This is a genomic window from Nonomuraea sp. NPDC005650 (assembly GCF_040605375.1).
In the GTDB taxonomy this organism is placed as follows: Bacteria; Actinomycetota; Actinomycetes; order Streptosporangiales; family Streptosporangiaceae; genus Nonomuraea.
In genome coordinates this window covers 80,774-104,665 of sequence record NZ_JBEXCR010000031.1, presented here as the reverse complement: position 1 = coordinate 104,665, position 23,892 = coordinate 80,774, and the positions used below count along the sequence as shown (strand labels likewise).

Sequence of the window (23,892 nt, the reverse complement as noted above, 5' to 3'; positions counted from 1 at the left end):
GGACCTTCGCCATGCTCTCGATCGCTCTCAGTGAGCTGGTCCAGATTTTCCGGAACCGGCTGGTTCTGGTCACCTGCCTCGTCATGCCCGCGGCGGTCAGCGCGTTCTTCATCTCCCGGCACGAGGTGTTCGCGGCTCTGGGCAGTCTCGGATACATCGCGGCGGTGGTGCTGTTCACGGTGGCGGCGTTCACGCTCTACACCACCACGGTGACCACGCTGGCCTCGCGCCGGCAGAACCTCTTCCTCAAGCGGCTGCGCTCCACCGCGGCGGGCGACACCGGCATCCTCATGGGGCTGCTGCTCCCGGTCACGGCCATCGCGCTCGTCCAGGCCGCCGCGATCATGACTGTGCTGGCCGCGGTCACGGGCGCGCCGAACAACGTACTCCTCCTGGGGGCGGCCGTCGTCGCGACGATGATCATGATGCTGGGGCTGGCCCTGGCCACCGCCGGAATGACGAACTCCCCGGAGCACGCCCAGGTGACCACGCTGCCCATCGCCATCGGCACCATCGTGGTGGCCAGCTGGGTGGGGATCGCCGGCACCGAGGATCTCACGCTGCTCAAGCGGCTGCTTCCCGGCGGCTCGGCCGCCGAACTGGTCGTCAACGCCTGGAACGGCGGCGTACCGATCGCCGACTCGCTGATCCTGCTGGCACCCACGCTGAGCTGGGTCGTCGTCGCCGTCGCGCTGGCTTCCCGGAGCTTCCGCTGGGAGCCGCGCCGATGAGCATCGGACACCCTGAGCTGGGGCAAGTGCGCGGAGGACGTCACCGGGCCCGGCCTGACCACCGAGAGAAGATAAGGAGAGGTCCATGCAGAGCGACCTGCTGATCGTCGAGGATCTGATGCTGCTGATGCTCGACGACGAGACGGGGGCCATAGCCGGAGTCGGCACCCTGCACTACACCCTCGGCGGCGCCGTACTCGTCGAGCTCGCCCTTCGTGGCAGGGTCGAGACCGACGGGGGCCGCCCGGGGCTGAACGGTCCCAAGGTCATCGCGGTCGGGGACGGCCCGCTTTCGGACCCCCTGCTTCAGTCCGCCTACGAGAAGGTCGCCGAGCGACCTCAGCGGGTACAGTCGCTCCTGCTCGCCATCGGCGGTGGCCTGTGGAAACCGGTGATCGACCGGCTTGTCGAGCGTGGCCTCATCCGTCGCGAGAGCCGGCGGGTGCTGGGCGTGTTCCGTACGACCAGGTTGCCGGCCGAGGACACCGGCCACGAGGCGGAACTCCGGCGGAAAGTCCGTGCCGTACTGGAAGACGGCGGGAGTCCCGACGCCCGCACCGCGGCGGTGATCGCGCTGCTCTCGTCAAGTGGCACCCTGCCGGCTCTCCGGCCGCCCCTCGCGTGGTCGGCCAAGGTCCGCGAGCGTGCGAAGGAGCTGGAGAACGGCAGCTGGGGCGCCGCGGCCGTGAACACCGCGGTGGCGCGCACCGCCGCGGCGATCGCCGCGTCGAGCACCGCCGTCAGCGTCGCCGTGATCACGGCGGTCACCTGAGTTCCACGCGATGCCGAACGGCGGCGCCACGCCCGATGCGGTCTCGCGGCGAGGTCATGACGCGGTGTCACTGGTGGCACCCTGGAGCAGGAAGAATACTGGGCAGACGCTGCTGTTCGACCCCGGAGAGCACCCATGCCAGACCAGCGCGCCCGGTGTGGATGGCCGCGGTCCCACGGCGCGAACCGACCGTCCGGCAACCAGGTGAGGCACCCTTGAGCCCGACACGCCCGGTGTCCGAGGACGACGAGCCGGCGCAGGGGAAGCTGCGCAGGCTCAACCTCACCATGTTCCTGCCGCTGCTCGTCGTCGCCGGGGCGGTGGTGGTGGCGACGGACGCCCGGTCCTGGTGGGATGCCCTCGTCCTGGGCGCGGGCGTGGTGGCGGCTCTGGTGTCCTTCGTGCGGTGGGCGGGGGGAGACGTCCTGCGCGTCGCGCTGCCCTGCATGATCGTCACCGCGGCCGTGTGGCCCTACTCCGTGCTGGTGGCCGGCGGCAGTGCGGTGTTCTTCGCCGTCGCCACCGCGGGCGCCTTCGTCATCCCCCAGCTTTCGCGGCGCCGGGTCATGTGGGCCGTCGCGTTGACCGTCTATGTCGCCGTGGTGGGCGCGTCGAGGCTGCTGGCGGCGCACGAGGACGTTTCCGGCGTGCTGTTCCGGTACGTCCTCATCCCCACGGGCATCACCGCGGCGATCATCGGGCTCAGATTCCCCAACAAGCGCTTCTACGACGTCGTCACCGAGCTGGAGGCGGCACGGGAGCGGGAAGCGGAGCTGGCCGTGATCCGCGAACGCGTCCGGTTCGCCAGTGACCTGCACGACATCCAGGGCCACACCCTGCACGTGGTGAAGCTGAAAACGGCGCTCGCCCAGAAACTGGTCGACAGCGACACCGAACGCGCCAAACAGGAGCTGCGGGAGATCCACGCCCTGGTCAGCGACACCATCACGCAGACCAAGGCGCTCGCCTACGCGCAGCGGCGGCTCAACCTCTCCGCCGAACTGGAGAACGCCAGGAACCTCTTCGAGGCCGCGGGCATCGACGTACGCATCGACCGCGAGGCGGACGTCGACCCGGGCGCGAGCGAACTGCTCGGCCAGGTGCTGCGCGAGACCACGACCAACATCCTGCGCCACGCCCAAGCGACGCGGGTGCAGGTCACCCTGTCGGAGTCGAGCATCACCGTCGTCAACGACGGCGCCCAGCAGGCACCGCTGCCCGAGCTCCGGGGCCTGGCCGCGCTCGAACAACGCGTCACCGCCGAGGGCGGCGAACTGACGGTCGAACAGAAGGACGGGCGGTTCCTGACAGCCGCGGCATTCCCGCACCGGCGTTCCGAAGCACAGCGGGACCGATGATCGCCGCGGTCCGGTCACTTGTGTCTCTCACACGCCGAAGGGGCCTGGCCGAAAGTGGGCGCCGCCGACCCTGGGGGAGGACGGCACCACATTCAGCCAGACCCTTCTGCTGGTCCAACCTGGAAAGGCGCTGGATATCAGCAGACCGTCCAGGAGCGGGCGTTCGAGCGGGATCCAACCCCGGTGTCGTTGATCCTGCTCGGCGCCATGCTTGAGTTAAGAATCTGGCGAGACGCATTGAGGAGTATTGTTTGCGTCCCGGTCGTCTGGTTGTTGTGAATCGACCCCACGCTGGTATTGAAGGGTGCGGCCAGCGCGACCGTAGCGCAGTCGAACCGGGCGATTCGGGTGCCGTTGAAGTTGGTGTCAGACCACAGGCAGGCGTACTCGAACGAGCAGTTGGCGACCCCCAATGGTGTTATGGCCTCATTGACCGAGCGGGCCTTCTTCTCGCCCGGCAGCGGCAAGGTGAGGATGAGCCGGTTGTCGTCGTAGGCGATCTCGTTGATGCCGATCTGCTTGCCACCGCCGTAGTCCTTCAGGTGCTTGTCCACTTCCGCCTGCAGGGCCTGCTTCTCGGGTTCGGTCAGCGTGATTTCCGGCACATCGGCGTTCTTCGTCTCAGCGGAGGCACCGCTGATTCCTCCGGTGAGCAGGGTCGCGGCCAGTGCGCCGGCTGCCCCCAATACGGCGATGATGCGTCCAGGTCGGATCACTGTGACAGTTCCTTTCTCTGCGCGCCGTTTCTCTTTTCGGCGTCGTATGTGAAGTGTGTGATCCGCCTGCGAGGGGCGTCGACCTCTTTCGGGTACGGTCGAAAGTGCCGCATATTTATGGCGAATAGGGTGTTCCGATTCGCAGTGAGCAGAGGCTAGTTTCGGGTGCGTTCTAGATGTGGCGATCCGGTCAGCAGGGCTGTGCCGAGTTCGGTCGTGTGGTGGAGCATCAGGTTGGCTTGGCGGATGCTGGCGATGAGATTGGCCTGGCGCAGGACCTGGGCGTGCTCGCTCGCCGTGGAGACGGAGACACCGGCGTCACGGGCCAGTTCGCTGGTGCTGCAGCCGGGGGCACGTGCGACGCAGTTGAGGATTGCCGCTCGAGTCCGGCCCAACAGGGCCTCCAGGGCACTGCTCGCGACGGCGTCAGCGGTGACCCGGCGGGGGATCGGATAGGTCAGGACTGGAGGCAGGGCCGGGTCCACCAGCGCGACAGGGTTCGCCCGGCCGAAGTAGGAGGGGATCAGCGTCAGACCGCGCCCGCGCAGATGGACCTCCCGGCCGGCTCCCGCCGGATAGTCGACCTCCAGCACGGGAGGACGCCAACGTATCGTCGGCGTCAGGCTGGCGAGCATCTGCTCGGCGCCGCCGGTGAGGAAGTGACGTTGCACGATGGCGCGTTCTCCGGCCAGCGCGCGGTCGGCCTCGGGCCAACAAGGAGTGAGCACGGCCCGGCAGTAGTCGGCCACGACGCGTCCGAGCCGTCGCATGGCCCCCTGGTTGCCGCGTGCGAGATCCTCCAGGTCGGCCGAGGGTAAGCCGCCGCTGTTGCGCAGAACCTCCATGTCGCGCCGGACGCGTTCTCGCGGAGTGTCCACCAACGCCTGGAGGGCGGGCTCGTCTCCCAGTTGCGCCTGGATCGGGGTGAGGAAGTCGGGAAAATACGGCCCTCGGGGAGCGAGGGGGAGCAGCATGGCGCGTAGAGACGGCAGCAGGCCGCGTTCGGTCAGCCGGAGGTGCGCTTGCCGCCGCCAGGCGGCAAGCGCCTGGTCGCCGTCACGGGACTGCAGGCGGTGCAGGCTGCTCACCATCTCCCACAGCAGGTCGGTCCGGGGCGCGAGGCGGGTGAGCGCGAGATCCTCCGCGGTGAAAACGATCCTCAGCACGCTTTTGGCGTGATCTCTCAAGGTCTTCCCTTCCTTGTTGGACAGGCAAGTGCGTGAGGTGGATCTGTGCTGTGAGGCGGCTTGCGATTGTGGAGCTACTTGCGGTGCGTCAAGGGGGCTGAACCCGCGGCCCGGACGTGGTCGCTCAGCGCCTGGGCGGCGGGCACGCACCAGTCGCACAGCAGGCCGGACGGGTACGCGGGACCATCAGGTCATCGCGCATGCGCAGCGGCTCGGGTGGGGCGGCGGCCAGTTCGCCGACGCCGGCCAGAGGACCCCGCTCCGTGCTCGCACCCTCTTCGACGATCATCAGGATGATGATCGCTGGTTCGGCCGAATGTCACCAGCCCCTTCGGCCGACAGCCAACGCGGACCTTGGTGCGGCAGCGCCGACCGGCCTCAGGCGGCTGTACGCGTGGAGTGCGGAAACGTCGTCGCCCCCCGTGACGTTGCAGCGCTGGCGACGCGCCGGTGGGCCGGTCCGGGCCGCAGGCCGGCGGCCGGGTTTTGCACCCCGCAGGGCGGAGCCGTCCTCGGGCCCGAGTGGCGGGACGGCTCCGACCGGGGTGCCTACGCCCAAGGCGAGGCGACGATCCAGCTCACGTCGTCGGCCCACGACGTCGCACTGTCGAAGGTGTTCGATCCGCCCTCGCTGCCGATGTAGACGATGTTGTTGTAGTGACGCAGCAAGCGGTTCGGATAGTTGAAGGACGCCCAGGAAAGGCCCTGGCCGTTCAGGCCGGGCTGCGCGCAGAAGGTGGCGTCGTTGGCGTTGCGGTAGAGCTGGTAGTTACTGTGCCGCAGGTAGCTGCCGGGGTAGTTCTTCGACTCGAACGACACGCAGGCGCTGTAGGCCAGGCCGTTGCGCACGATCCAGGTGGCGTCGTTCTTGTCCACGGACGAGCTGCCGGAGGTCATCACGCCCTCGTAGAAGGTGCCGGCGGAGCTGTTGCTGTTGTCGCCGCCGATGCCGAGGATGATGGCCCCTTCCTTCTTCATCGGGTTGTAGTCCGCGACGTTGGGGCGCGACCCGTTGTAGTAGGTGGACAGGTTGCCCGACTGGGCGTTGCCGGCGCGGATGGCCCAGTGGTTGGGCTCGCCCTTGACGATGGCGGTGAGGTAGCGGTGGTTCACGGTCGGGTTGTTGGCGTTGTAGCCAGCGTTCACTCCGGAGAACAGGCCGTTCTCGAGGTCGGCCATGACCCACGGGCCGTTGCCGGTGCCGTAGCCCCAGACCTTGATGTTGCCGAAGTAGATGGCCTCCATGGTGCCGTTGCCGATGTTCTGGGTGGCGTTGTCCGAGGAACGCCGTACCTGGTACAGCGCCCCGTTGTAGGCGGCGTACAGGGCGCGGGTCGTGCTGTGGGCCGCCACGCACGGGGTGCCGCCGGCGGCGTAGATGTCGCACGACTGCGACGCGGCGGCCTGCGATGGGGGATGCCGGCCAGCAGGCCGGCGGCGAGCGCGACGGCTGCCCGCCGATTCGTGGGTTGACGGGCTCACTATGAATCGGAAGTGATTGCTCGTCAAGGTATTCACGGCAACCATGGCTTGACTATTGTCGCCGGCCCGCGGGTGGCGAGAACCGCCGCCGGTCATGGGCTCTCAGCTCGTCCGCGTAGCGGCTCAGGCGCTGCGCGGACGTCTCCAGGTCGGCGGCGGCCGCCGCGCAGGCCGCGAGGTGGGCGGCCACCGATGCGTGCAGCCAGTGCGGCGCCCCGCCGCCCGCCTTCAGCTCTTCCTCGATCGCGCGCAGGCGCTCGGCGCAGGCGGCGAGGGCGCGGGCGTCCGAACGCAGGACTTCGGCGTGGGCGACGATCGCGGCGATCTGGGCGGACATGGCTCCTCCGTCAGACCGGCGGTACCGGGACGGCGGCGTCCCGGAGCGTCTGGCGGGTGGTGGCCGACAGGCACAGCAGCGGGCGGGCGCCGTCGAGCGCCAGCTCGCGGAGCCGGTCGGCCAGCGGATGGGTCGACCGCGGCTCGACGACCAGCCGCAGCGATGGCGTCGCGTGCAGCCGGGCCCGCCCGCGGGCCCGTACGCAGGACCGCAGCACGGCACCGGCCTCGCGGGTGTAGCCGACCAGGCCGGGATCGCTCAGGGGCAGCCCCGGACCGAGCCGCCCGCGCAGGGTGAGGAGCTGGTCGGCGGTGACATGGGCGGACCGGGTGCCGAGCCGGAGTGTCAGGGGCGTCAGGTACGTCTCGCCGCCCCACAGCTGCGGGCCGAGGGCGCGTACGACCGCGGTGTCGACCGCGGAGCCGACGAGGAAGCTGCCGGAGCGGCGCAGGTCCGCCGCCCGCAGCAGGTCAGGCCAGACGGAGAGGCAGGAGCGTCGCCTAAGCCGGACGGGAGAACGGGACGGGCCGGGCACGACGACGCCGACCTGCAACTCCCCGTAGCCGCCCGCGCTGGTGCGCCGGTTCCAGGCGGCGTGCACGGCGACCAGCGCACGGCCCGCCACCTGTACGGCGGGACCGAGCCCCGTGCCCTCCAGCAGGCCGGCCACCACTGCCGGGTTCACGGCGAAGTACGTCGTGAGCGCGTTGCCGTCGCGGCACCTGATCGGCAGTTCGACGGTTCCCCCGGGACCGTCCACGGCACGGGTGGGCACGGTCAGGAAGGGGAACTCCTCCGGGTCGGGCGGGCGGTCGAACAGCAGGTACGCCTGGGAACGCACGACCCGCCCCCGAAAGGGCGTGAGCCGCTCCTCGATGAGATCGCGAGCCTCGGGCAGGTCGTCGGCGATGTTGGCGAGGTAGTGCTCGATGCTGTGGCAGTGCGGGAACAGGTGGGTGGAATCGCCGTAGTCGACCACGTACCAGTCGGGGTGCAGGTCGAAGCAGGTGCCGGCGCCCTGCCCGTCGAGGGTGGGGATGATGTCGTGCCGGTTGGTGACGCTGGCCACCCAGGTGCGCGGGTCGGCGGGGCGTTTGAAGTCGACGGGCGAGCCGACGGCGACGGCGTGGGTGACCGGGTGCCGGGCGCAGAAGCCGGGGTCCTGCACCAGGTTCATGATCGCGGCCCCGCCCGCGCTGTGTCCGACGAGCGCCAGTTCGGCGCCCGGAGGCGGCCCGTAGTCGGCGACGGCCTCGGCCAGTGCGCGGCTGTAGGGGCTGCTGGCCAGGACGGCGCTGCTGAACGCGCCGAGCAGGTCCTGGGGCGATTCGCCGTCGGGACGCCCCATTCGCATGCCCGGCGCCTGGAGGACGTGGCGGATCACACCGTCGGGTCCTTCGACGCTCTGGATGAGGGCCCGCCCCGTGGTGCCGATCGTGCTGATGTTGCCCAGGAAGCCGAGCAGCGAGCCCCGCGTGCACAGCCGGGCCGACTCGGCCGCGGTCAGCTCGATCCGGCGCGCGGCGCCTTCCCCGGTGTCGAGTACGGCGATGGCCCTGTTGCTCATGCCGGTGATCGGATCGGCGGTGGCGAAGCCCTTTCCCGTCGCGATGAGCCAGGCGGTGGCGTCGTTGAGCGGGTTCTCGTCCAGCAGCGCGCGCAGCGCGAGAACCTCGCCGAAGACCGGGGCGAGCTGGCTGAGCGCGCGTACCGCACCACGGTCCTTGAGCAGGGCGCGCAGGGCCCGGACGGCTTCCAGATCGCGGTCGGCGGCGGCCGCGTCGATGAGCCGGGCGAGCATGGGGTCCCCGGTCAGCTCGGGGTGGGTGAGCGCCACGGCTGCCACGCGCAACCGCAGCGACGTGGCCAGCACCCGTACGGCCAGACTCTCGGCCCCCAGCATGGCACCGGCCTTGGCGGCCGCGGTGGCCAGCCGGCCGCCGGTGAACGCGTACCCGAGGCCCTGACCGTTCGTCGTGGCCCGTAGCAGCGCGCGGTAGGCGGGCCGGGCCGCCGAGGGAGCGTGCGGCAGGGCGCGCAGCAGCGCGTCGTCGGTGAGCGCGGCCGTGGCGTGCGCCGCCGCGTCCTGGATCGTGACGGCGATGTCCACCAGTTCACGGGCCGCGGCGCGCAGCGGCCCGGCGGCCGGATCGTTCTCCCCGGTCATGACCGGGTCCGCCAGGACATGCTGACGAGGCGGGGGCTCGGGTCCTCCGGCGTGTTGCGGCGCAGCACGTCCGACAGCGTGCCCGTGGCCGCGATGACCCGTATGCCCTGCGGGGAGAAGGTGGCGGCGTTGAAGATCCGCGGAGCCAGCAGCGGGTTGGTGAGCGCCTGGGAGAAGGCGTCGATAGCGATGATCTTGGTCAGCAGCGGCGGCAGGATCGCGGCGGGGGATCCGGGTTCCTCGGCGAACAGCCCGACGTACAGGTCGACGTCGTCCACGTCGCGGTAGAGCTCGCGCAGCGCGCCGCTGACCCGCCGATCGCCGGAGATCTGCTCGAAGGCGCGCACCCTGGGGAAGCGGCAGTGCTCGCGGTAGCTGTTGTACGGGGCCAGGTCGAGCGCCCGGGAGTCGGCGATGCTGGCCACGTCGATCTCGCGCAGGACGGGGTCGGTGTTGAACAGGCTGATGCGGCCGGCCCGCTGGCAGGAGGCGTCCTCGAACAGCCGCCCGAGGCCGGGGCCGGGGATCAGCGCGCTGCCGAAAAAGGTCTGTGCCATCGGCAGGTCGTGCCCGCCCACCGACAGATGGGACGGGATCAGGCTGTGCCAGCGGTAGACGAGGTTGAACTCCACCGAGGCCCAGTTCTGCCGGTGCCAGGGCGCGTGGTCCAGGCGTGCCGACAGCCGCGGGTCCAGGGTGAACCGGAAGTGGTAGGGGGTGATGTGGTTGATGTACTCCTCGACGACCAGTTTGATCAGCAGCACGATGAGGATGTTGCGGGCCGTCTGGAACAGCCGCTCGTCGTCCCAGCGCGGATGTTCCCGGGCGAGCAGCCGCGCGACCCTGTTGTGCTCGCGCAGGAACAGCACCGTGAGCAGGGTGAAGCCGATCTGGCCGTTGCCCCGGTCGCTGCCGGTGGCGAACAGCGTGTCGCGTTGCGCGTCGGAGAGCCGGTCGAAGCGGATGACACTCAGCGGGGCGAACTCCGGCTTGATCTTGCCGTTCTCGCACAGGTAGGGCGGGAACTCGCCGCCGTTGATGAGCTGGCTCTTGAGCAGCCCGCCGTCGAACGTGCGCAGTGCGGCCGTCGCCGCCTCGTCGAGGCCGTACACCTGGTTCAGGTCGATGTGATGGTTGGAGCTGTTCTTGCGCGGGTCGCGCGGGATGTTGGTGTCGCCGCGCAGGAAACCGTCGGTGAACCATTGGGCGAAGTACGCGAAAAGCACCGTGGAGCGCGGGCAGGGGATCATGGACTCGCCGCGGGTGAACAGGGCGCCGGCGCTCTCGGGAGTGGGACGGTTCCCTTCGGCGACGGCGATCGGGGGCAGGTGCCTGCCGCTGTAGGTGCGGTCGGTCAAGGAGGCCCACGAGGTGTAGTCGGCCATGGTGCTCAGCGGCTCGGGGCGCGGCGGCATCTCGCGAATCGCATGGTCGATCAGCGAGGCGTTGATCCGGCGCCGGACCGGCTGGCTTCTCTGCACGAGGTCCCAGAACGGCCGGCCGTTGGTCAGGGCCAGGAACCTGAGCCGGTTGGACAGACCGTCCGTGGCGATGCTGCGTGCTCGGCTCGCCGCCATCGTCAGCCTTCCCTCCCGTCGATGCCGGGGCGCTGTTCGGTGCCGAGCGCGACGGCGAAGGTGTCGGGGAAGATCCCGAGTGTCCGCTCGACGCCGCCCGCCGGTGGCGGGAGCGGCCGCACGCCGGGACGCAGCAGCAGGCGGCGTACGGTCTCGGCGATCACCACGCCGGCCACGTGCACGCCGAGGCAGGCGTGATGACCGGAGCCGAAGAACAGCTGATGGTGGCGAGGGCGGTCGAGGCGGAACTCGTCGGGCTCCGGCACCACGGCCGCGTCGAACATGGCCGAGGCCGGCGCCGCGAGCACGAACGTGCCCGCGGGGATCATCGTGCTACGCGGGGTGCCGGCGGCCAGGACATGGTCGCGCTCGCACAGCCGGGGGAGCAGCTTGAAGAACGGGCTGAACCGCAGCGCCTCCCAGACGTACGGATCGAACCGTTCGGGGTCGCCGGCGACGGCCGTGGCCTCCGCGAGCACCCGCGGGCGCAGCAGGAGCTGCTCGACCGCCTCGACCATGGCCCCCGGCGCGCTCTCCACGAAGCCCAGCGGCAGCCCGGCCATGTTGATCACGATGCGGTCGTCGGCCACGGCGGGCAGGGAGGAGCGGACGAGGCGGGCGAAGACGTCGTCGGGGAGGTCCCGTCCGGCCCGCAACGTGGCCCGGTGCTCGGCGAGGCGGTCTCGCAGGTATCCGACCATCTCGGCGCCCGCTCTGACGGACGCGGCCTGGATCTGCGGATCTCCGAGGAAGTTGGCGAAGCCGTCGGCGACGATGGCCCGCGTCCACCTGCCCAGGGTCTGCGGATCGGGGCCGGGAACGCCGAAATACCGCGCGCACACGCCGAGGGCGACAGGGCGGAACAGCCCGTTGACCGCTTCGAGGCGCCCGTCGGGCCAGGCGGCGTCGAGCAGTTCGTCGGCGAGGTGGCCGGTCAGCTCGCGCACGTCGGCCGCGTCCCGCGGGTCGAGCATGAGCTGCATCAGGCCCTTTTCCCGCCAGTTCATCGGCGTGGCGTCCCTGCCCAGCATGAACGGGGCGCCCAGCGCGGCGTCGAGGCGCGGACCGAAGGCGCGTACCGAGAAGACCTGCTCGTGGGAGAGCACCTCGACGACGTCGGCGAAGCGGGTCACGACCGTGAAGGCGGGGGTGACGAAGACGGGGCGCCGCTCGCGCAACTCGGCGAACAGGCTCCGCCAGTCGGTACGCATCCACTCCCGGACCAGGCCGAACGCCGACATCGGGTCCCTGGCCAGCGCCTCGTCGTATCTCTCCAGATGGCCGCCCGTGGTCGCCTGATCGACAGCACCCATTCCGTGGACCTCCCGCCTGATGCCGGAGCGCACAACGATGATCACGTTGTGCAATCACAATCTAGGGATGCGTCACACCTTTCTTCATGACACCCGAGTGCATTGTTTTGCTTCCTCGGAGTAATTGGTCCGTTACTGTCAGGACATTGCCGCAGTCCATGGGCCTGGCCGTTGAATAGGGAGCCCGATCGTTCCGCACCACCCATGGGAGGGGACGTGCCGTCACCCATGCCGCAGCCGGGCACGACGGAGACGGTGACGGTCACCACCGGCCGCCGCACCGCCTATCTGATCGTCCTGGTCATCCTGCCCGTGTTGCTGCTGGCCCTCGCGGTGCCGGCCGCCTGGGGCTGGGGCATCGGCCCCCGCGACCTGGTCATCGCGGTCGCGATGTACCTGGTGAGCATCTTCGGGATCGCCATCGGCTACCACCGCCTCTTCACGCACCGCGCCTTCAAGGCCAACCGGGCGCTACGGATCGCGCTCATGCTGGCCGGCGGCATGGCCGTCGAGGGCCCCCTCACGCTGTGGGCCGCCGAGCATCGCCGCCACCACAAGTACGCCGACCGCGAAGGCGACCCGCACTCGCCGTGGCGCTACGGCGACAGCGGCCTGGCACTGCTGCGCGGCATGCTGCACGCCCACATCGGCTGGTTCTACACGGCCCGGCGCCGCTCCAGCCGCCGGCATTGGGTGCCTGACCTGCTGGCCGACCCGGATGTGCGCCGTTTCGACGCCGCCTACCTGGCGGTCGTTCTCATGTCGTTCGCGCTCCCGGCCGCCGCCGGCGGGCTGTGGTCGATGTCGTGGTCGGGCGCGTGGAGCGCGCTCCTGTGGGGCGGCCTGGTCCGCTACGCCGTGGTGCACCACGTCACCTGGTCGGTGAACTCGATCGCCCACACCTTCGGCGACCGCCCGTTCCGCACGAGAGACCGTTCGTCGAACGTGTGGTGGGTGGCGATGCTGACGCTCGGCGAAGGCTGGCACAACTGGCACCATGTGGAGCCGACCTGCGCCCGGCACGGCGTGCTCAAGGGCCAGCTCGACCCCAGCGCGCGGCTGATCCGCTGGTTCGAGCGGGCGGGCTGGGCCCACGGCGTACGCTGGCCGAACGCCGACCGCCTGACGACCCACCGCACCGACCACAGCCCGGACCACGGCGCCGACTCCCTGCGATGACCCGGCGAGCCTGCCGATCCCCAGCTGAGGGCCTCGCACCCTGCACTTAAGCGCGGCGGAAGTAGCCCGGGGGTCGGGCTCGCTTCGGAAGCTGAGGCTGAGGGACTGTCCAGATGTCCCGGCTATTACGAGGTGGCCTTCGGCGGGGCAGTCGATGTCGGGGAGTCCTACCGGGCGGCGGCCGCGCGCGAACTCGCGGAGGAGTTAGGCGTCGACATCCCGGTGCGTGAGGTGGTCACGTTCCTGTGCCAGGGCGAGATCGGCTCGTACTGGCTCGGGGTGTACGAGGCGGTCATCGCCGGCGACGTCTCGCCCGATCCCAAGGCGGTGAGCTGGGCGGGCTGGCTGACGAGCGCCGAGCTGAGCGAAGCCGGGACCCCGAGGCTCGGCGGAGTACGGACTATGGTGGGGCTCCCCGTTTAAGGACATCAGCGCACAAACCCCGGTAGCAGGACGATCCACGCGATCACGGGTGCGGAGAAGGGACGGTCGGTCAGATGGTTGGACAGCCGGAACATCGGCGAGTTGCTGTGTTCTGCGCCGGATACATCGGTCTGGTGACCGGTGCCTGTCTGGCCGAGCTGGGCCACCAGGTGGTGGTGCGGGACATCGATCCGGAGAAGATCAGGCTGTTGCGGGCCGGCGATGTGCCGATCTACGAGTCGGGCCTGGGCGACATGATCACCCGGAACAAGGATCGGCTGAGCTTCACCTTGGACGCCGACGAGGCGGTGGCCGACGCCGAGATCGCCTACGTGTGCGTGGACACACCGCCCTCGGCCTCCGGCGATGCGGACCTGTCACGGGTCTGGTCGGTGGTGACCTCACTGAAGGACGCCGCTCACTTGCGGGCGGTGGTGGTCAAGTCCACCGTGCCCGTGGGCACGGGCGGCCGGGTGCGAGCAGCGCTGGACGCCGCGGGCATGGGTCATGTCGGGTACGGCGCCAACCCCGAGTTCACGGCCGAGGGCCGCGCGGTCGCCGACTTCATGCACCCGGATCGCATCGTCATCGGCGCCTCCGACGAGGCGACCGCTCGCCTGATCGCCGAGCTGCACCAGGGCGTGGACGGGCCGGTCGCCGTGATGGACGTTCGGTCGGCCGAGATGGTGAAGCTCGCGGCGAACGCCCTGCTCGCCACCAAGATCAGCTTTATCAACGAGATCGCCACTCTGTGCGAGAAGACCGGAGCCGACGTCGAGCAAGTCGCGCACGCCGTGGGCCTGGACCATCGTCTCGGCCCGCACTTCCTGCGCCCGGGGATCGGCTGGGGCGGCTCGTGCTTCCCCAAGGACAGCGAGGCGCTGCGGCAGCTGGCCAACAACACCGGCTACCACCTGCAGCTGCTGTCCGCGGTGATCGAGGTCAACAACCTGCAGAAACGGCGGGCGATCCAGAAGCTGAAGGACGAACTCGGCACGCTGGCAGGTGCGCGCGTGGCACTGCTCGGGCTGACGTTCAAGCCGGGGACGGACGACATGCGGGAGGCACCCAGCACGGTCCTGGCGGCCCGGCTGCTCGCCGAAGGAGCCGAGGTGCGCTGCTGGGATCCGATGGCGCGTCCCGCCGAGGCGGAGCCGTGGACGTCGACCACTCGCCACCCCAGCGTGGAGCTGGCGGTCGAGGGTGCGGACGCGGCGATCATCGTCACGGAGTGGCCACAGCTCACCGAGGTCGATTGGGCTCGCACGGCCACGACGATGCGGCGCCCGCTGCTGTTCGACGGCCGGAACCTGCTGGACCCGGCCCTGATGCGGGCCGCCGGATACCGGTACCTCAGCGTCGGCCGACCTTGACCGGCTGAACCCTCCGCCCGCTGATCGCGCCAAGTGGACGCTTGGCGCGATCAGCGTTCAGGTGAGCCCGGTCCGCTGGGCGAGCAGGCTGCGATCGAGGAGGGAAATGCGCTGTTCGTGACGCCGGGCGCGGGACGTTCAATCGCCGTAGTCATGGTGTCCCGCTCGAAAATGCTGTGACCTGGGGGTGCTGTGGGGTCGGTTCTACTTGATCGCGGCCAGGTCCACGACGTACATCTCGTTCTTGATCGAGTAGGTCATCAGGCGGTCGAGGCCGCTGTCGGGGGTCGCCATGCCTCCCTTCGCGTTCGGCCGTATGCCGAGATCGGCGGACCTGCCGGTGTCGGCGTCGTACAGCGTCTGGACGTCCTGGTTTCCCGGTCCCCTCAACATGACCTTGAAGAAGCGATCCAGGCCGGCGTCGTCGCCTGGCCGGAAGGTGCTCGGCAGTTCGCGCTCGTGGGAGCCGTCGCGGTCGCGGATGAACCTACTCAGGATGGTCCCGTTCCGCGTCGTGTCCGGGCACCGGCGATCGCCGCACTTGATCTCCTTGCCGGAGCGGTCGCGGGGGCGTTCGACCTTGACTGTCTTGTATCGCACTGTTACGCCCGCGCACCGGTCGACGCCGCATCTGACCTCCTCGTCGGCCTTGACCACGGCGTCGCGCCGCTCACCGGTCTCGACGTTGAGCAGCTCGCGGAAGATCGCCTTTCCGCGGTGGATGCCCACCCACGGCCATTGCAGGATGTGGTGCCGCTCGGCGCCCTTCACCGGCTGAGGCGAGCCCCCGCTCAGTGGCACCCGGTAAACCCCGCCCTTCTCGTAGGCGAAGACCACGTCCGAGCCCGTCACCGTCAGCCCGTTGATGTGCCCCTGCTTCATGACGTTTCCGAGGGGGACGTCGGTCACCGCCCGAGGCCGGCCGCCGGTGGCCGGCACCGTCCAGATCCGGGCGACCCGCGGGCTGCCCGCCTCCTTGTAGGACGCCCACCAGACGATGTTGCCGCCACCGGCGGCGACGCCGTCGGCGAAGATCGCCGATCCCTTCGTCGGGGGGATCTCGGCGATCTGCCTGGGCCGGCCGGTGCCCAGGTCGTAGCTCCACAGGAACTGACGCTTTCCGTCACTGACGCCTGTCATGACCAGCAGCGTGCGATCGTCGAGGAGTAGTTGCGGGTAGTACGCGCGGCCGTCGGGCAACTTGGCCGGGATCTTGTGAACGGCCTGCGGCCACACTTTCTCGATGGGTGGCGGAATCTTGTCCGCCGGCGGCTTGGGCTTGCCGGTCGCGCTGGCCGCGGGGTTCGGCTCGGCCGACGCGTCCAGGGCGCTCACGGCCGCGCCCACTCCGCCTGCCACCAGGACCACAGCCGCGGCCGCGCGCATGGCGGCGGCCCGCGCCTGCCGCCGGCGATGGCGCGTCTTGACCGTCGCGACCAGCCCGGCCGGCGCCTGCGGGGCACGATGCGCCGCCCCGGACAGGACGCTGCTCAGCTTGTCTTCCAGATCGGTCATCGCATGCTCCTGTGGGTCACCGGTGAGGAGGAGAGGGAGGAACGCAGCTTGTCCAGGCCACGGAAGGCCTGGCTGCGCACGGTTCCGGGAGAGATGTCGAGCATGTTGGCGATCTCGGCGTCGCTGAGCTGTTCGTAGTAGCGCAGCACCAGCACGGCACGCTGTCTGCGGGGCAGCGCGGCCAGCTCTTCCCAGAGACCCTGGTCCTCGTCGGGAGGGAAAACGTCGTGGTGAACCCGCTCCGGCGGCTCTCCGATGAGGTGCTCGCGCCTGCGCCGCCGCCAGATGCTGATGTGTAGCCGTGCCATCGTGGTACGGACGTAGCTGTGCGGGCTGTCCTTGAGTCTCACCCTCGGCCAGGCGCCGCACAGCCGTACCAGAGCTTCCTGGACCAGGTCGGCGGCGTCATGAGGGTTTCCGGTCAGGACGTATCCGTAGCGGAGCAGCGCGTCCGTCTGCTCTGCCACGAACTCGTCGAAGCCGGGTTCGTCGTCCACTGGTTGTTCCCTTCGGTAGTCACGTCCCAGACGGCCGAAGGGACGAAGATGTTGCATCGCTCAGCGAATGTTTTCTGGGGGTCGGGCGGGATTGCGAGGGGGGCGCCCACGATGCGCCGGCTCCTCCAGCAACGGACCCCGGACAATCGCCTCCACCCCGCGCGGCAGAAGACGGGCTGGTGCTGTTCACTCGGGGCAGCGTCTGTTGCGATACGAGGTCGTCCGGTCCACTCGCCGGAGGTCCACCGGATCGTCCCATCCGGACCGGCGATGACCTGCACGTTCACGCCGCCGGAGAGGTAGGGCCGGTTGGCGCGGACACGGTCCATTCCGTAATGCTTGCCCCAGCTTGGGCGTCGCCGGGTCCCTAACGTTGTGCGGCGATGATCTCGGTGAGCTTGGCGGTGACCATGGGGCGGAAGTGCACGGTGTCTGCGATGACGGTCAGTTTCGGTGCGGCGGGGTCGAACCGGGGCCAGGTGGGACCGCCGGCCGGTACGCCGGTTCGGGCGAATTCGATCCAGGCGGATTGCATGGCATCGGAAACCGCTCGGTCTGTGATGACCTCGGGATAGGTGCCGGTGGGCTTGATGAAGTAGCGGGCCTCGTTCGTGACGTGGCCCAGCAGGATCGGCACCTCCGTCGGGGCGCCGGGGAAGCCGGTGGTGGACAGCACGTCGTCGTCGGGAAGGGGCGTCCACACCAGGTTCGCGGGCGTGTGCACCTGACCGGCGGGCGGCACGGCGCCGGACAACTCATGCGACAGCGCGGCGATCTGTGCGGTGGGGACGTGTCGCAGGACGGAGAGGTCGGCGCCGCCATGGATCCACACCATCACCGGCTGGCGTGCCTGACGTCCCAACTCCGGCGTCCAGACGTTCAGGTACAGGTAGTCCTCGGACTTGTCCTGCGTGCGGAGATCGAACATGGCCGGGATGACCTGCGGGCACGCCGGGCCGAACCGGGTGGCCGGGCGTACGCCGTCCCAGCGCTCGGGTGGCGCTGGAGGCCGCCGGCGCAGGTCGCCGACGGGAGGCCGGGCGAAGGGCAGACCGAGGAACCGGACGATCCCCTCCTGCCGGAGTCCCTCGACCTCGCCCTGCTGGGTGTGGACCCGAGGACGCATGGTGGGTTCCTTTCTCCCTGAGGGATGTCGAAGTCCAGGCCGGGCCGGGTGCGGCTGTGGACCGTGCAGGCCGCGCTACTGCTGCGGGTCACGGACCTGGGCTGCGACGAACGAGGCCAGGAAGGCGGCCAACTCGGGATCGTTGACCTTGGACGCGGTCGTGTTCGGCAGCGCATCGATGACCGAGACCAGGTGTGCGTGGTATTTCGCGACCAGGGCCGCTGCGTGTTCTGGGTCTCGCGCCTGCAGGGCGTCGACCAGGGCGACCCGCTGGTCGGCCAGTTCGCGGGCCGCCCACTGCCACCGGTCGAGCCGACCACCGGACAGTTCGAGGGCGATACCCAGCTGGATGTCCATCAAGAACTTGGCGAAAGTGGTCAACAGCGGGCTGTGGGCGGCGGCCCACAGAGTGGTGAAAAACCGCTTCAAGCCGCCGATGACATCGCCGACACTCGCCTCCGGCACCTCCCCGGCGGCATCACGCAGACACGCCAGGTCTTCGGCCGTGGCCCGCTCCGCGGCCAGCTGGGCGGCACGGGTGTTCAGGGCCTGCAGCACATCGAGAAGATCGGTGAGGCCGGTCCGCTCCACTTCAACCACGGATGCGAGCAAGGTGGCGATCAGCGCGTCGGCGTTGGCGCGTACGTATGACCCGCTGCCGTGCCGGACGTCGACCAGGCCGGTCGCGGACAGGACGCGAACGGCTTCCCGGACGGTCGCGCCGCTGACGCCGTAGGCCGCCGCCAGGTCACGCTCGGCCGGCAGCTTTGAGCCGTCTGCCAGCTCACCGCCCAGGATGCGCCGACGAAGATCGGCCAGGATCTGGTCGGCGACCCGGCCTCGGGTGACCTTGGGGATCGATGCTGCCTCGTCCATGAGCTGGCTCCGTCGCCGCGCGATCTCACAAGGCGCGCCGTGCCAGTCACGCGCTCGCCCCTGCGCTCCGATCATGGCCCGTTCGGCGCCTGGCAGCGCCGCCGGCGTGCGGGCATGCAGGCAAAGCAGCTGCTGACCGCCGCCCTGAAAGGGCCGCCGAGGTGGGTGACGACCGGTGAAGACCACCCGACCTGCGCTCGGCCGGGCTCCCGGCCGCCTGAGCGTTGCTCAGCGCTGGACACTCAGGTAGCGGTGGTGCTGGTAGCGGAAGAACACGGTCAGGCAGGCGGCGGCGGTGACGAGCCCCATGGCCAGGGCCGCCGGCAGGTGGTGGTCCGTCGCGAGGTTGTAGGTCAGCAGCGCGAGGCAGACGCCGGCCAGAACGGCGTTGATGATGGCGATCATGCTGGCCGCGGTGAAGAGCCCGGCCAGCGGGCCCGATTTGACCGCCAGCGACCCGAGCGCATCGTCGGTCTCCCCTTCACCCCCGCCCCACCTGGCGAAATAGCGCGCAGCCTCGGGGTCGAGCGTGCGGTAGTAGGCGCGGATGCGAGCGATGCCGCTCAGATACAACACGTTCTGCACCCCCGTGTCGACGAGCCGGGCCGAGGTGAACACACCCAGCAAGAAGACCGTCGGCAACGCGGCGGCGGCGAACGGCGACAACAGACCAGGCGTCTGCGCGGCGAACCCCAACGCGATCAAACTGCTGGACAACGCCGACAGGTACAGTGACGAACGCCCGATCGCCTCGCTGACCGTCGTGCCGGCCGCCGATTGCAGCACGAAATGCTCCGTCACGATCGCCGACATGAGCGGCGCCGACGGCCCGGCGTCGCGGCTCTCCGCCTCCATGGCCGCTCCTTTCCGGCTGCTTCCTTGGTCAGCGGAAGGCTTCGGCATGTGCTTCGGCCCATTGTTCGAAGGTGCGGGGCGGGTGACCGGTCACCTCTCGCACGGTCGGCAGGACCTGCGACTCATCGAGCGTGCCGTCGGCGTAGAAGCTGAAGAAGGCGTCGACGTACTCGGCCGGCATGCTCGCCTCCATCTGGGCCCGGGCCTCCTCGTCCGGCAGCCCCTCGCAGCGCAGGTCCCTGCCCAGCACCTTGGCCAGCACGGCGACCTGGTCGGCGGGCAGCAGTGAGTCCGGCCCGGTCAGCTCATAGATCCGGCCCTCATGCCCGTCGCCCGTCAGCGCCCGGGCCGCCACGGCCGCGATGTCGGCGGGGTCGATGGCGGCGGCCGCCACCCCGGCGAACGGTACGCGTACCAGGTCACCGGCCCGAAGCTGCGGCAACCAGCGCAGCGCGTTGGACATGAAGGCCCTGGGCCGCAGGAACGTCCAGGCCACACCCGCCTCGCGTACGGCGCGCTCGGAAAGGGTCATGTAGCGGGAGATCGCGTTGCTCATGTCCGCGAGCGCGGCCGAGCCGCCCGACAGCAGCACGACCCGCTCCACCCCGGCCCGGCGCATGTGGGCCAGCAGGCCGGGCATGTCCGCATATCCCGGCAGCAGGAACACGCCCCGCACGCCGATCAGCGCATCGGCCAGGCTGTCGGGCCGGTTCAGGTCGCCGGTGACGGGCTGGACGCCGGGCGGCAGAGTGACGACCTGGGGGTCGCGTACCAGCGCGCGCACCCGCTGGCCCTCCTGGGCCAGCGCGGCCACCAGTTCCGACCCGGTGTTGCCGGTGGCGCCGGTCACTAAGATCATCATGTCTCCCATCGGGTGAAGAGCTCAAAGGCGCCGGCGGCGAGATCGACGGCCAGGGCGATGATAGGCAGGATCTCGGTGGCCTGTCCCATCCGATCCCCCTCGTCATGTGACCTTGCCGACTTGGCATACGAGATCGTGACATCGGGCGAAGAAGGGTCGATAGTGTCGCTGTCATCGGCCAGGTATGCATTTTGCACGGCTTGTCGGGAGGGCTCGGGTGGGGGACACAACGGATGACCTCCCGCTCCGGCCGGCCCGGGGCATGTTGTGGGCCGCGTTCGGCATCCTGGTCTACATCCGCGCGGCCTCCGGGCTGGACAACGGCGCGGGTGTGCTCGGGGTGCTGCTCCCGATGGTGTCGTATCCGCCGCTCGTCGCGCTGGTGGTGTGGCGCTGGCGCCCGCCCGTCCGGTACGGGCTCCTCGCGGCCGTGGTGCTGCTCTACTTCGTGCCGTTCCTGGTGGTCGGGGAGCTTTGGGACTGGGTGCCGTGGACCGTGGCCGCCGCGGTCTTGTGCGCTCTGCCCGGCCGGGTCGCCTGGCCGCTGTTCGTCCTCGTCGTGGCCGCGTCCGGCGGGGCCGTGCTCGTTCTCGGATACGACCTCTATCCCGGGTACGACGGGATCGTCGGCGTCGGATACCTGATCATCGCGGCGGACGACGGGCTCATCTTGTTCGGTTTGTCCGCGCTCGTCAGGGCTGTCGAACAACTGCACGGCACCCGGGAGGAACTGGCCAGGATGGCCCTGGCCAGGGAACGCCTGCGGCTGGATGGAGAGCTGCGGGACCTGCTCGGCGCGAAGCTCCAGGCGATCGCGTTCCGGATGCGGAAGGCGGCGGGTCAGGGGGAGCCGGGGGCCGCGCGGCACGACATCCAGGAAGGCGTCGCGCTCGCCCGGCGCACCTTGGCAGAGGTACGCGCCATGGCCGGGGCCTACCGGGCCGACCCGCCCGCGGAGACGCCGCTGATCGAGTCGTCACGGCCGGCCCGGCGCGTGCTGCTCGCGGTTCTGGTCATCCAGTGCGTGCTCGTGATGAAGCTCCTGGTCTACCTCTACCCCGCCGACTGGCCGGTCCTCGGCTTCGCCGCGGCGTTGCTCGCCGTCATCGTGGTCCTTGAGCTGCTGCCGCAGTCGCGGTTGGTCCTGGTCGCGCAGAGCCTGCTGATCCTGCTGCCTCTGGCGATCTTCCCCGACGCGTGGGACCGTCTGCTGAGCATCTTCACCGGCAAGCTGTTGCTCAACGTGCGGCCGCCGCGCTCCTGGGCGATCGTCGGGGTCGTCCTGGCCGGGCACCTCACCTGGTTCCTGCTCCGGGTCGACAGCTCCTTCCTCTTCATCGACGACCTCGCGGCCGCGCTCAGCGTTTTCGGCGGTCACGTCATGATCATGTGGCTGGTGTACTGCCTCGGGCGGCTCAGCGGGCTCCTCACCGTCCTGGAGCGGGCGCGGCACGAACTCGCCGCGGCGGCGGTGCGGCGCGAACGCGTGCGGATCGCCGGCGACCTGCACGACGTGCTGGGCTTCAGCCTGTCGGCGGTCGCGCTGAAGGGCGAGGTGGCCGAACGCCTGCTGGACACCGACCCCACACGGGCCAGATCCGAGATCGCCACCGTCGTGTCGCTGGTCGAACGAGCCCTGGCCGAGCTGTCGTCCATCTCCGGCGACCGGGTCGACCTGCGGTTGGCGGCAGAGCTCGACGCGGCGCGTGAGGTGCTGAAGGCCGCCGGAATCGAGGTGGCGGCACGGGATGCGACGGGCCCGCTGCCGGCCGAGGTCGACACGGCGGTGGCCACCGCGCTTCGCGAGACCGTCACCAATGTCCTGCGGCACAGCCAGGCCCGAACGTGCGAGATCTCCATCTCCGGCACTGAAGAGGTCCTACGGTTGCGCGTCGTCAATGACGGCGTCCTGCCCGTCGCCTCAGCCGGATCCTCCGGGTCGGCGCAGCCGGGGCGGCACGGATCCGGGCTCGGCAGCCTCGCACGACGCACCGGCGGGCGATTGACGGCGGTGCATCACCCCGGTGGCAGGTTCGAGGTGGTCGCCGAGTTCAGGTCAGATCCAACCGGACTCGTCGGAGATCCGGACGGCGTCCACCCGGTTGCGGGCTCCCAGCTTGGCGACGGCTGAGGCGAGGTGGTCGCGGACCGTGCCGTAGGTCAGGAAGAGCCCGTCACCCTCGTCGGTGCCACGCGCGTGGGCGATCCCCGGATCCACCTGAAGCCAGGCACACCGCCGTTCGGCGGTGTTAACAAGCTCTACAAGTACGGGGCCTAGACTTCACCGTATGATCCGGCCGCAGCGGGGGACGTCGCGTGACGTGCGGCGTACCAACAAGGCCGTGCTGCTGCGCACGCTCTTCTTCGACGGCGAGCGCAGCAGGTTCGAGCTCGCCCAGGCGACCGGCCTGAGCCCCGCCACGGTGAGCAACGTCGTCACCGGCCTGCTGTCCGACGGGATCGTCGTCGAGGTGGGCAGGGTCGAGTCGGACGGCGGCCGGCCCCGCGTCCAGCTCCGCGTCAACGCCGACCACGCCTACGCGGTCGGCGTCGAGGTGGGGGAGACCCGCGTCGGCGTGGAGCTGTTCGACCTGTCCATGACGCCGCGGGCCAAGGCCGAGACCCCGCTGCGGCCAGGACGGCACTCTCCCGACCTGGTGGCCGGCCACATCCGCGAGGGCGTCGCCGCGGTGATCGCGCAGGCGGGGGTGGACCCCGGCCGCGTCCTGGGCGTCGGCGTCGGCGTCCCCGGCATGGTGCGGGGCTCGGTCGTCGACTCGCCGACATTCGGCTGGAACGGGGTACGGCTGGCCGACATGCTCCCCGGCCTGCCCGTGTTCGTCGACAACGGCGCCATGACGCTGGGCCTGGCCGAGCACTGGTTCGGCGCGGGACGGGACAGCGACTACATGATCATGGTGTTGATCGGCAGCGGGGTCGGCGCCTGCATCATCACCAACGGCATCACCGTCCGCGGCGTGTCCGGTGGGGCGGGGGAGTGGGGCCATACCACGGTGGTCGCCGACGGCCGCCCCTGCCGCTGCGGTGCGCGCGGTTGCCTGGAGGCCTACGTCGGCGCCGAGTCGGTCCTCGCCAGGGCGGGGATCGACCTGGCGGGCACCGAGGAGGAGAGCGCCTTCGCGGCGCTGCTGGCAGACCCTGGCGCGCGTCCCCTGTTCGACGAGGCCGTCGGCCACCTGGGCGCGGGGCTGGCGAGCCTGATCAACCTGCTCAATCCCGAGCGCATCGTGCTGGGCGGCTGGGCCGGCCTGCTGCTCGCCCGCGACCACCTGCCCGCGATCTTGACGGCCACGCGGCGCTCCGCGCTGCGCTCCTCCTATGACCACGTCGCGATCGAGGCCGCTCACCTGGGGTCGGAGGGCGTCAAGCTCGGCGCCGCCATCCTGGTGGTGGATCAGTTCCTGGGCGGCTGAGGGCCCACGTCCCAACGGCACGAAGATGGCGTCAACCCTTAAATTAAGTATTGACGCTCTTGTAAGGTCACCGTAAGGTCACCATAAGGTCACGACCGTGGATTTCTCTTAG

General features: G+C 69.9%; 21 protein-coding genes and 3 pseudogenes. 8 read left to right on the top strand and 16 right to left on the bottom strand.

Annotated elements, in window-relative coordinates; genetic code table 11:
• Positions 1 to 11: 11 nt before the first annotated feature.
• From ABZS69_RS42940 to ABZS69_RS42930, 3 genes are all read left to right on the top strand, one after another.
• The gene (locus tag ABZS69_RS42940) at positions 12 to 731 is read left to right on the top strand and encodes an ABC transporter permease (RefSeq protein WP_355382793.1); all 720 of its coding nucleotides are present in this window, start codon (positions 12 to 14) and stop codon (positions 729 to 731) included.
• A gap of 85 nt (positions 732 to 816) precedes the next feature.
• Entirely contained in the window at positions 817 to 1,503 is a 687-nt protein-coding gene (locus ABZS69_RS42935; protein ID WP_355382790.1) for a GPP34 family phosphoprotein, read from the top strand.
• 215 nt (positions 1,504 to 1,718) lie between these two features.
• Complete coding sequence (locus tag ABZS69_RS42930; RefSeq protein ID WP_355382787.1) at positions 1,719 to 2,861, top strand: histidine kinase; 1,143 nt, start codon at positions 1,719 to 1,721, stop codon at positions 2,859 to 2,861.
• Positions 2,862 to 2,998: 137 nt separating this feature from the next.
• Here the strand turns inward: ABZS69_RS42930 and ABZS69_RS42925 are convergent, their stop codons facing one another.
• The 8 genes from ABZS69_RS42925 to ABZS69_RS42890 form a co-directional block, all read right to left on the bottom strand.
• Positions 2,999 to 3,577: a peptidase inhibitor family I36 protein gene (locus ABZS69_RS42925; protein WP_355382784.1), complete on the bottom strand. Its 579-nt coding sequence runs from the start codon at positions 3,575 to 3,577 to the stop codon at positions 2,999 to 3,001.
• Between the two features lie 155 nt (positions 3,578 to 3,732).
• Positions 3,733 to 4,743, bottom strand: coding sequence for a helix-turn-helix domain-containing protein (locus ABZS69_RS42920; protein ID WP_355382781.1), 1,011 nt, complete (start codon positions 4,741 to 4,743; stop codon positions 3,733 to 3,735).
• A 145-nt stretch (positions 4,744 to 4,888) separates the two neighbouring features.
• Positions 4,889 to 5,053 (bottom strand): hypothetical protein, encoded by a 165-nt coding sequence (locus ABZS69_RS42915; protein ID WP_355382778.1) that lies wholly within the window; start codon positions 5,051 to 5,053, stop codon positions 4,889 to 4,891.
• A gap of 260 nt (positions 5,054 to 5,313) precedes the next feature.
• Positions 5,314 to 6,246 carry an arabinofuranosidase catalytic domain-containing protein gene (locus ABZS69_RS42910; protein WP_355382775.1) on the bottom strand — a complete coding sequence of 311 codons (933 nt, stop codon included), beginning with the start codon at positions 6,244 to 6,246 and terminating at the stop codon, positions 5,314 to 5,316.
• Between the two features lie 52 nt (positions 6,247 to 6,298).
• Positions 6,299 to 6,583, bottom strand: coding sequence for a hypothetical protein (locus ABZS69_RS42905; protein WP_355382772.1), 285 nt, complete (start codon positions 6,581 to 6,583; stop codon positions 6,299 to 6,301).
• 10 nt (positions 6,584 to 6,593) lie between these two features.
• On the bottom strand, positions 6,594 to 8,750 hold the full coding sequence (locus tag ABZS69_RS42900; protein ID WP_355382769.1) for a hypothetical protein: 2,157 nt from the start codon (positions 8,748 to 8,750) through the stop codon (positions 6,594 to 6,596).
• Entirely contained in the window at positions 8,747 to 10,327 is a 1,581-nt protein-coding gene (locus ABZS69_RS42895) for a peroxidase family protein (RefSeq protein ID WP_355382766.1), read from the bottom strand. The genes ABZS69_RS42900 and ABZS69_RS42895 overlap by 4 nt, the downstream gene beginning before the upstream one ends.
• Before the next feature lie 2 nt (positions 10,328 to 10,329).
• Complete coding sequence (locus ABZS69_RS42890; protein WP_355382763.1) at positions 10,330 to 11,685, bottom strand: cytochrome P450; 1,356 nt, start codon at positions 11,683 to 11,685, stop codon at positions 10,330 to 10,332.
• Between the two features lie 171 nt (positions 11,686 to 11,856).
• Between ABZS69_RS42890 and ABZS69_RS42885 the strand changes: the two genes are divergently transcribed.
• From ABZS69_RS42885 to ABZS69_RS42875, 3 genes are all read left to right on the top strand, one after another.
• Positions 11,857 to 12,819, top strand: a complete 963-nt coding sequence (locus tag ABZS69_RS42885) for an acyl-CoA desaturase (RefSeq protein WP_355382760.1) — start codon at positions 11,857 to 11,859, stop codon at positions 12,817 to 12,819.
• 24 nt (positions 12,820 to 12,843) lie between these two features.
• The gene (locus ABZS69_RS42880; RefSeq protein ID WP_355382975.1) at positions 12,844 to 13,242 is read left to right on the top strand and encodes an NUDIX domain-containing protein; all 399 of its coding nucleotides are present in this window, start codon (positions 12,844 to 12,846) and stop codon (positions 13,240 to 13,242) included.
• Between the two features lie 74 nt (positions 13,243 to 13,316).
• A complete protein-coding gene (locus tag ABZS69_RS42875; protein WP_355382757.1) occupies positions 13,317 to 14,615 on the top strand; it encodes a UDP-glucose/GDP-mannose dehydrogenase family protein in 1,299 nt (432 codons plus the stop codon).
• A gap of 204 nt (positions 14,616 to 14,819) precedes the next feature.
• Here the strand turns inward: ABZS69_RS42875 and ABZS69_RS42870 are convergent, their stop codons facing one another.
• The 7 genes and pseudogenes from ABZS69_RS42870 to ABZS69_RS42840 form a co-directional block, all read right to left on the bottom strand.
• On the bottom strand, positions 14,820 to 16,130 hold the full coding sequence (locus tag ABZS69_RS42870) for a hypothetical protein (protein WP_355382754.1): 1,311 nt from the start codon (positions 16,128 to 16,130) through the stop codon (positions 14,820 to 14,822).
• Positions 16,127 to 16,627 (bottom strand): SigE family RNA polymerase sigma factor, encoded by a 501-nt coding sequence (locus ABZS69_RS42865; RefSeq protein WP_355382751.1) that lies wholly within the window; start codon positions 16,625 to 16,627, stop codon positions 16,127 to 16,129. The genes ABZS69_RS42870 and ABZS69_RS42865 overlap by 4 nt, the downstream gene beginning before the upstream one ends.
• A 230-nt stretch (positions 16,628 to 16,857) precedes the next feature.
• A pseudogene (locus ABZS69_RS42860) lies at positions 16,858 to 16,956 on the bottom strand (IS5/IS1182 family transposase); the annotation flags it as partial.
• Between the two features lie 38 nt (positions 16,957 to 16,994).
• Positions 16,995 to 17,753, bottom strand: a complete 759-nt coding sequence (locus tag ABZS69_RS42855; protein ID WP_355382748.1) for a carboxylesterase family protein — start codon at positions 17,751 to 17,753, stop codon at positions 16,995 to 16,997.
• Positions 17,754 to 17,828: 75 nt separating this feature from the next.
• Complete coding sequence (locus ABZS69_RS42850; protein ID WP_355382745.1) at positions 17,829 to 18,629, bottom strand: GntR family transcriptional regulator; 801 nt, start codon at positions 18,627 to 18,629, stop codon at positions 17,829 to 17,831.
• Between the two features lie 228 nt (positions 18,630 to 18,857).
• Positions 18,858 to 19,484, bottom strand: coding sequence for a hypothetical protein (locus ABZS69_RS42845; protein ID WP_355382742.1), 627 nt, complete (start codon positions 19,482 to 19,484; stop codon positions 18,858 to 18,860).
• Positions 19,485 to 19,512: 28 nt separating this feature from the next.
• Positions 19,513 to 20,346 (bottom strand): NAD(P)H-binding protein, encoded by an 834-nt coding sequence (locus ABZS69_RS42840; RefSeq protein WP_355382739.1) that lies wholly within the window; start codon positions 20,344 to 20,346, stop codon positions 19,513 to 19,515.
• Between the two features lie 184 nt (positions 20,347 to 20,530).
• On the opposite strand from ABZS69_RS42840, the pseudogene ABZS69_RS42835 reads away from it, so the two are divergent.
• Positions 20,531 to 21,985, top strand: a pseudogene (locus ABZS69_RS42835) (histidine kinase dimerization/phosphoacceptor domain-containing protein); the annotation flags it as partial.
• 417 nt (positions 21,986 to 22,402) lie between these two features.
• On the opposite strand, the pseudogene ABZS69_RS42830 reads toward ABZS69_RS42835, so the two are convergent.
• Positions 22,403 to 22,516 (bottom strand): annotated as a pseudogene (locus tag ABZS69_RS42830) (LuxR C-terminal-related transcriptional regulator); the annotation flags it as partial.
• 118 nt (positions 22,517 to 22,634) lie between these two features.
• On the opposite strand from ABZS69_RS42830, the gene ABZS69_RS42825 reads away from it, so the two are divergent.
• The gene (locus ABZS69_RS42825) at positions 22,635 to 23,780 is read left to right on the top strand and encodes an ROK family protein (protein WP_355382736.1); all 1,146 of its coding nucleotides are present in this window, start codon (positions 22,635 to 22,637) and stop codon (positions 23,778 to 23,780) included.
• Positions 23,781 to 23,892 lie beyond the last annotated feature (112 nt).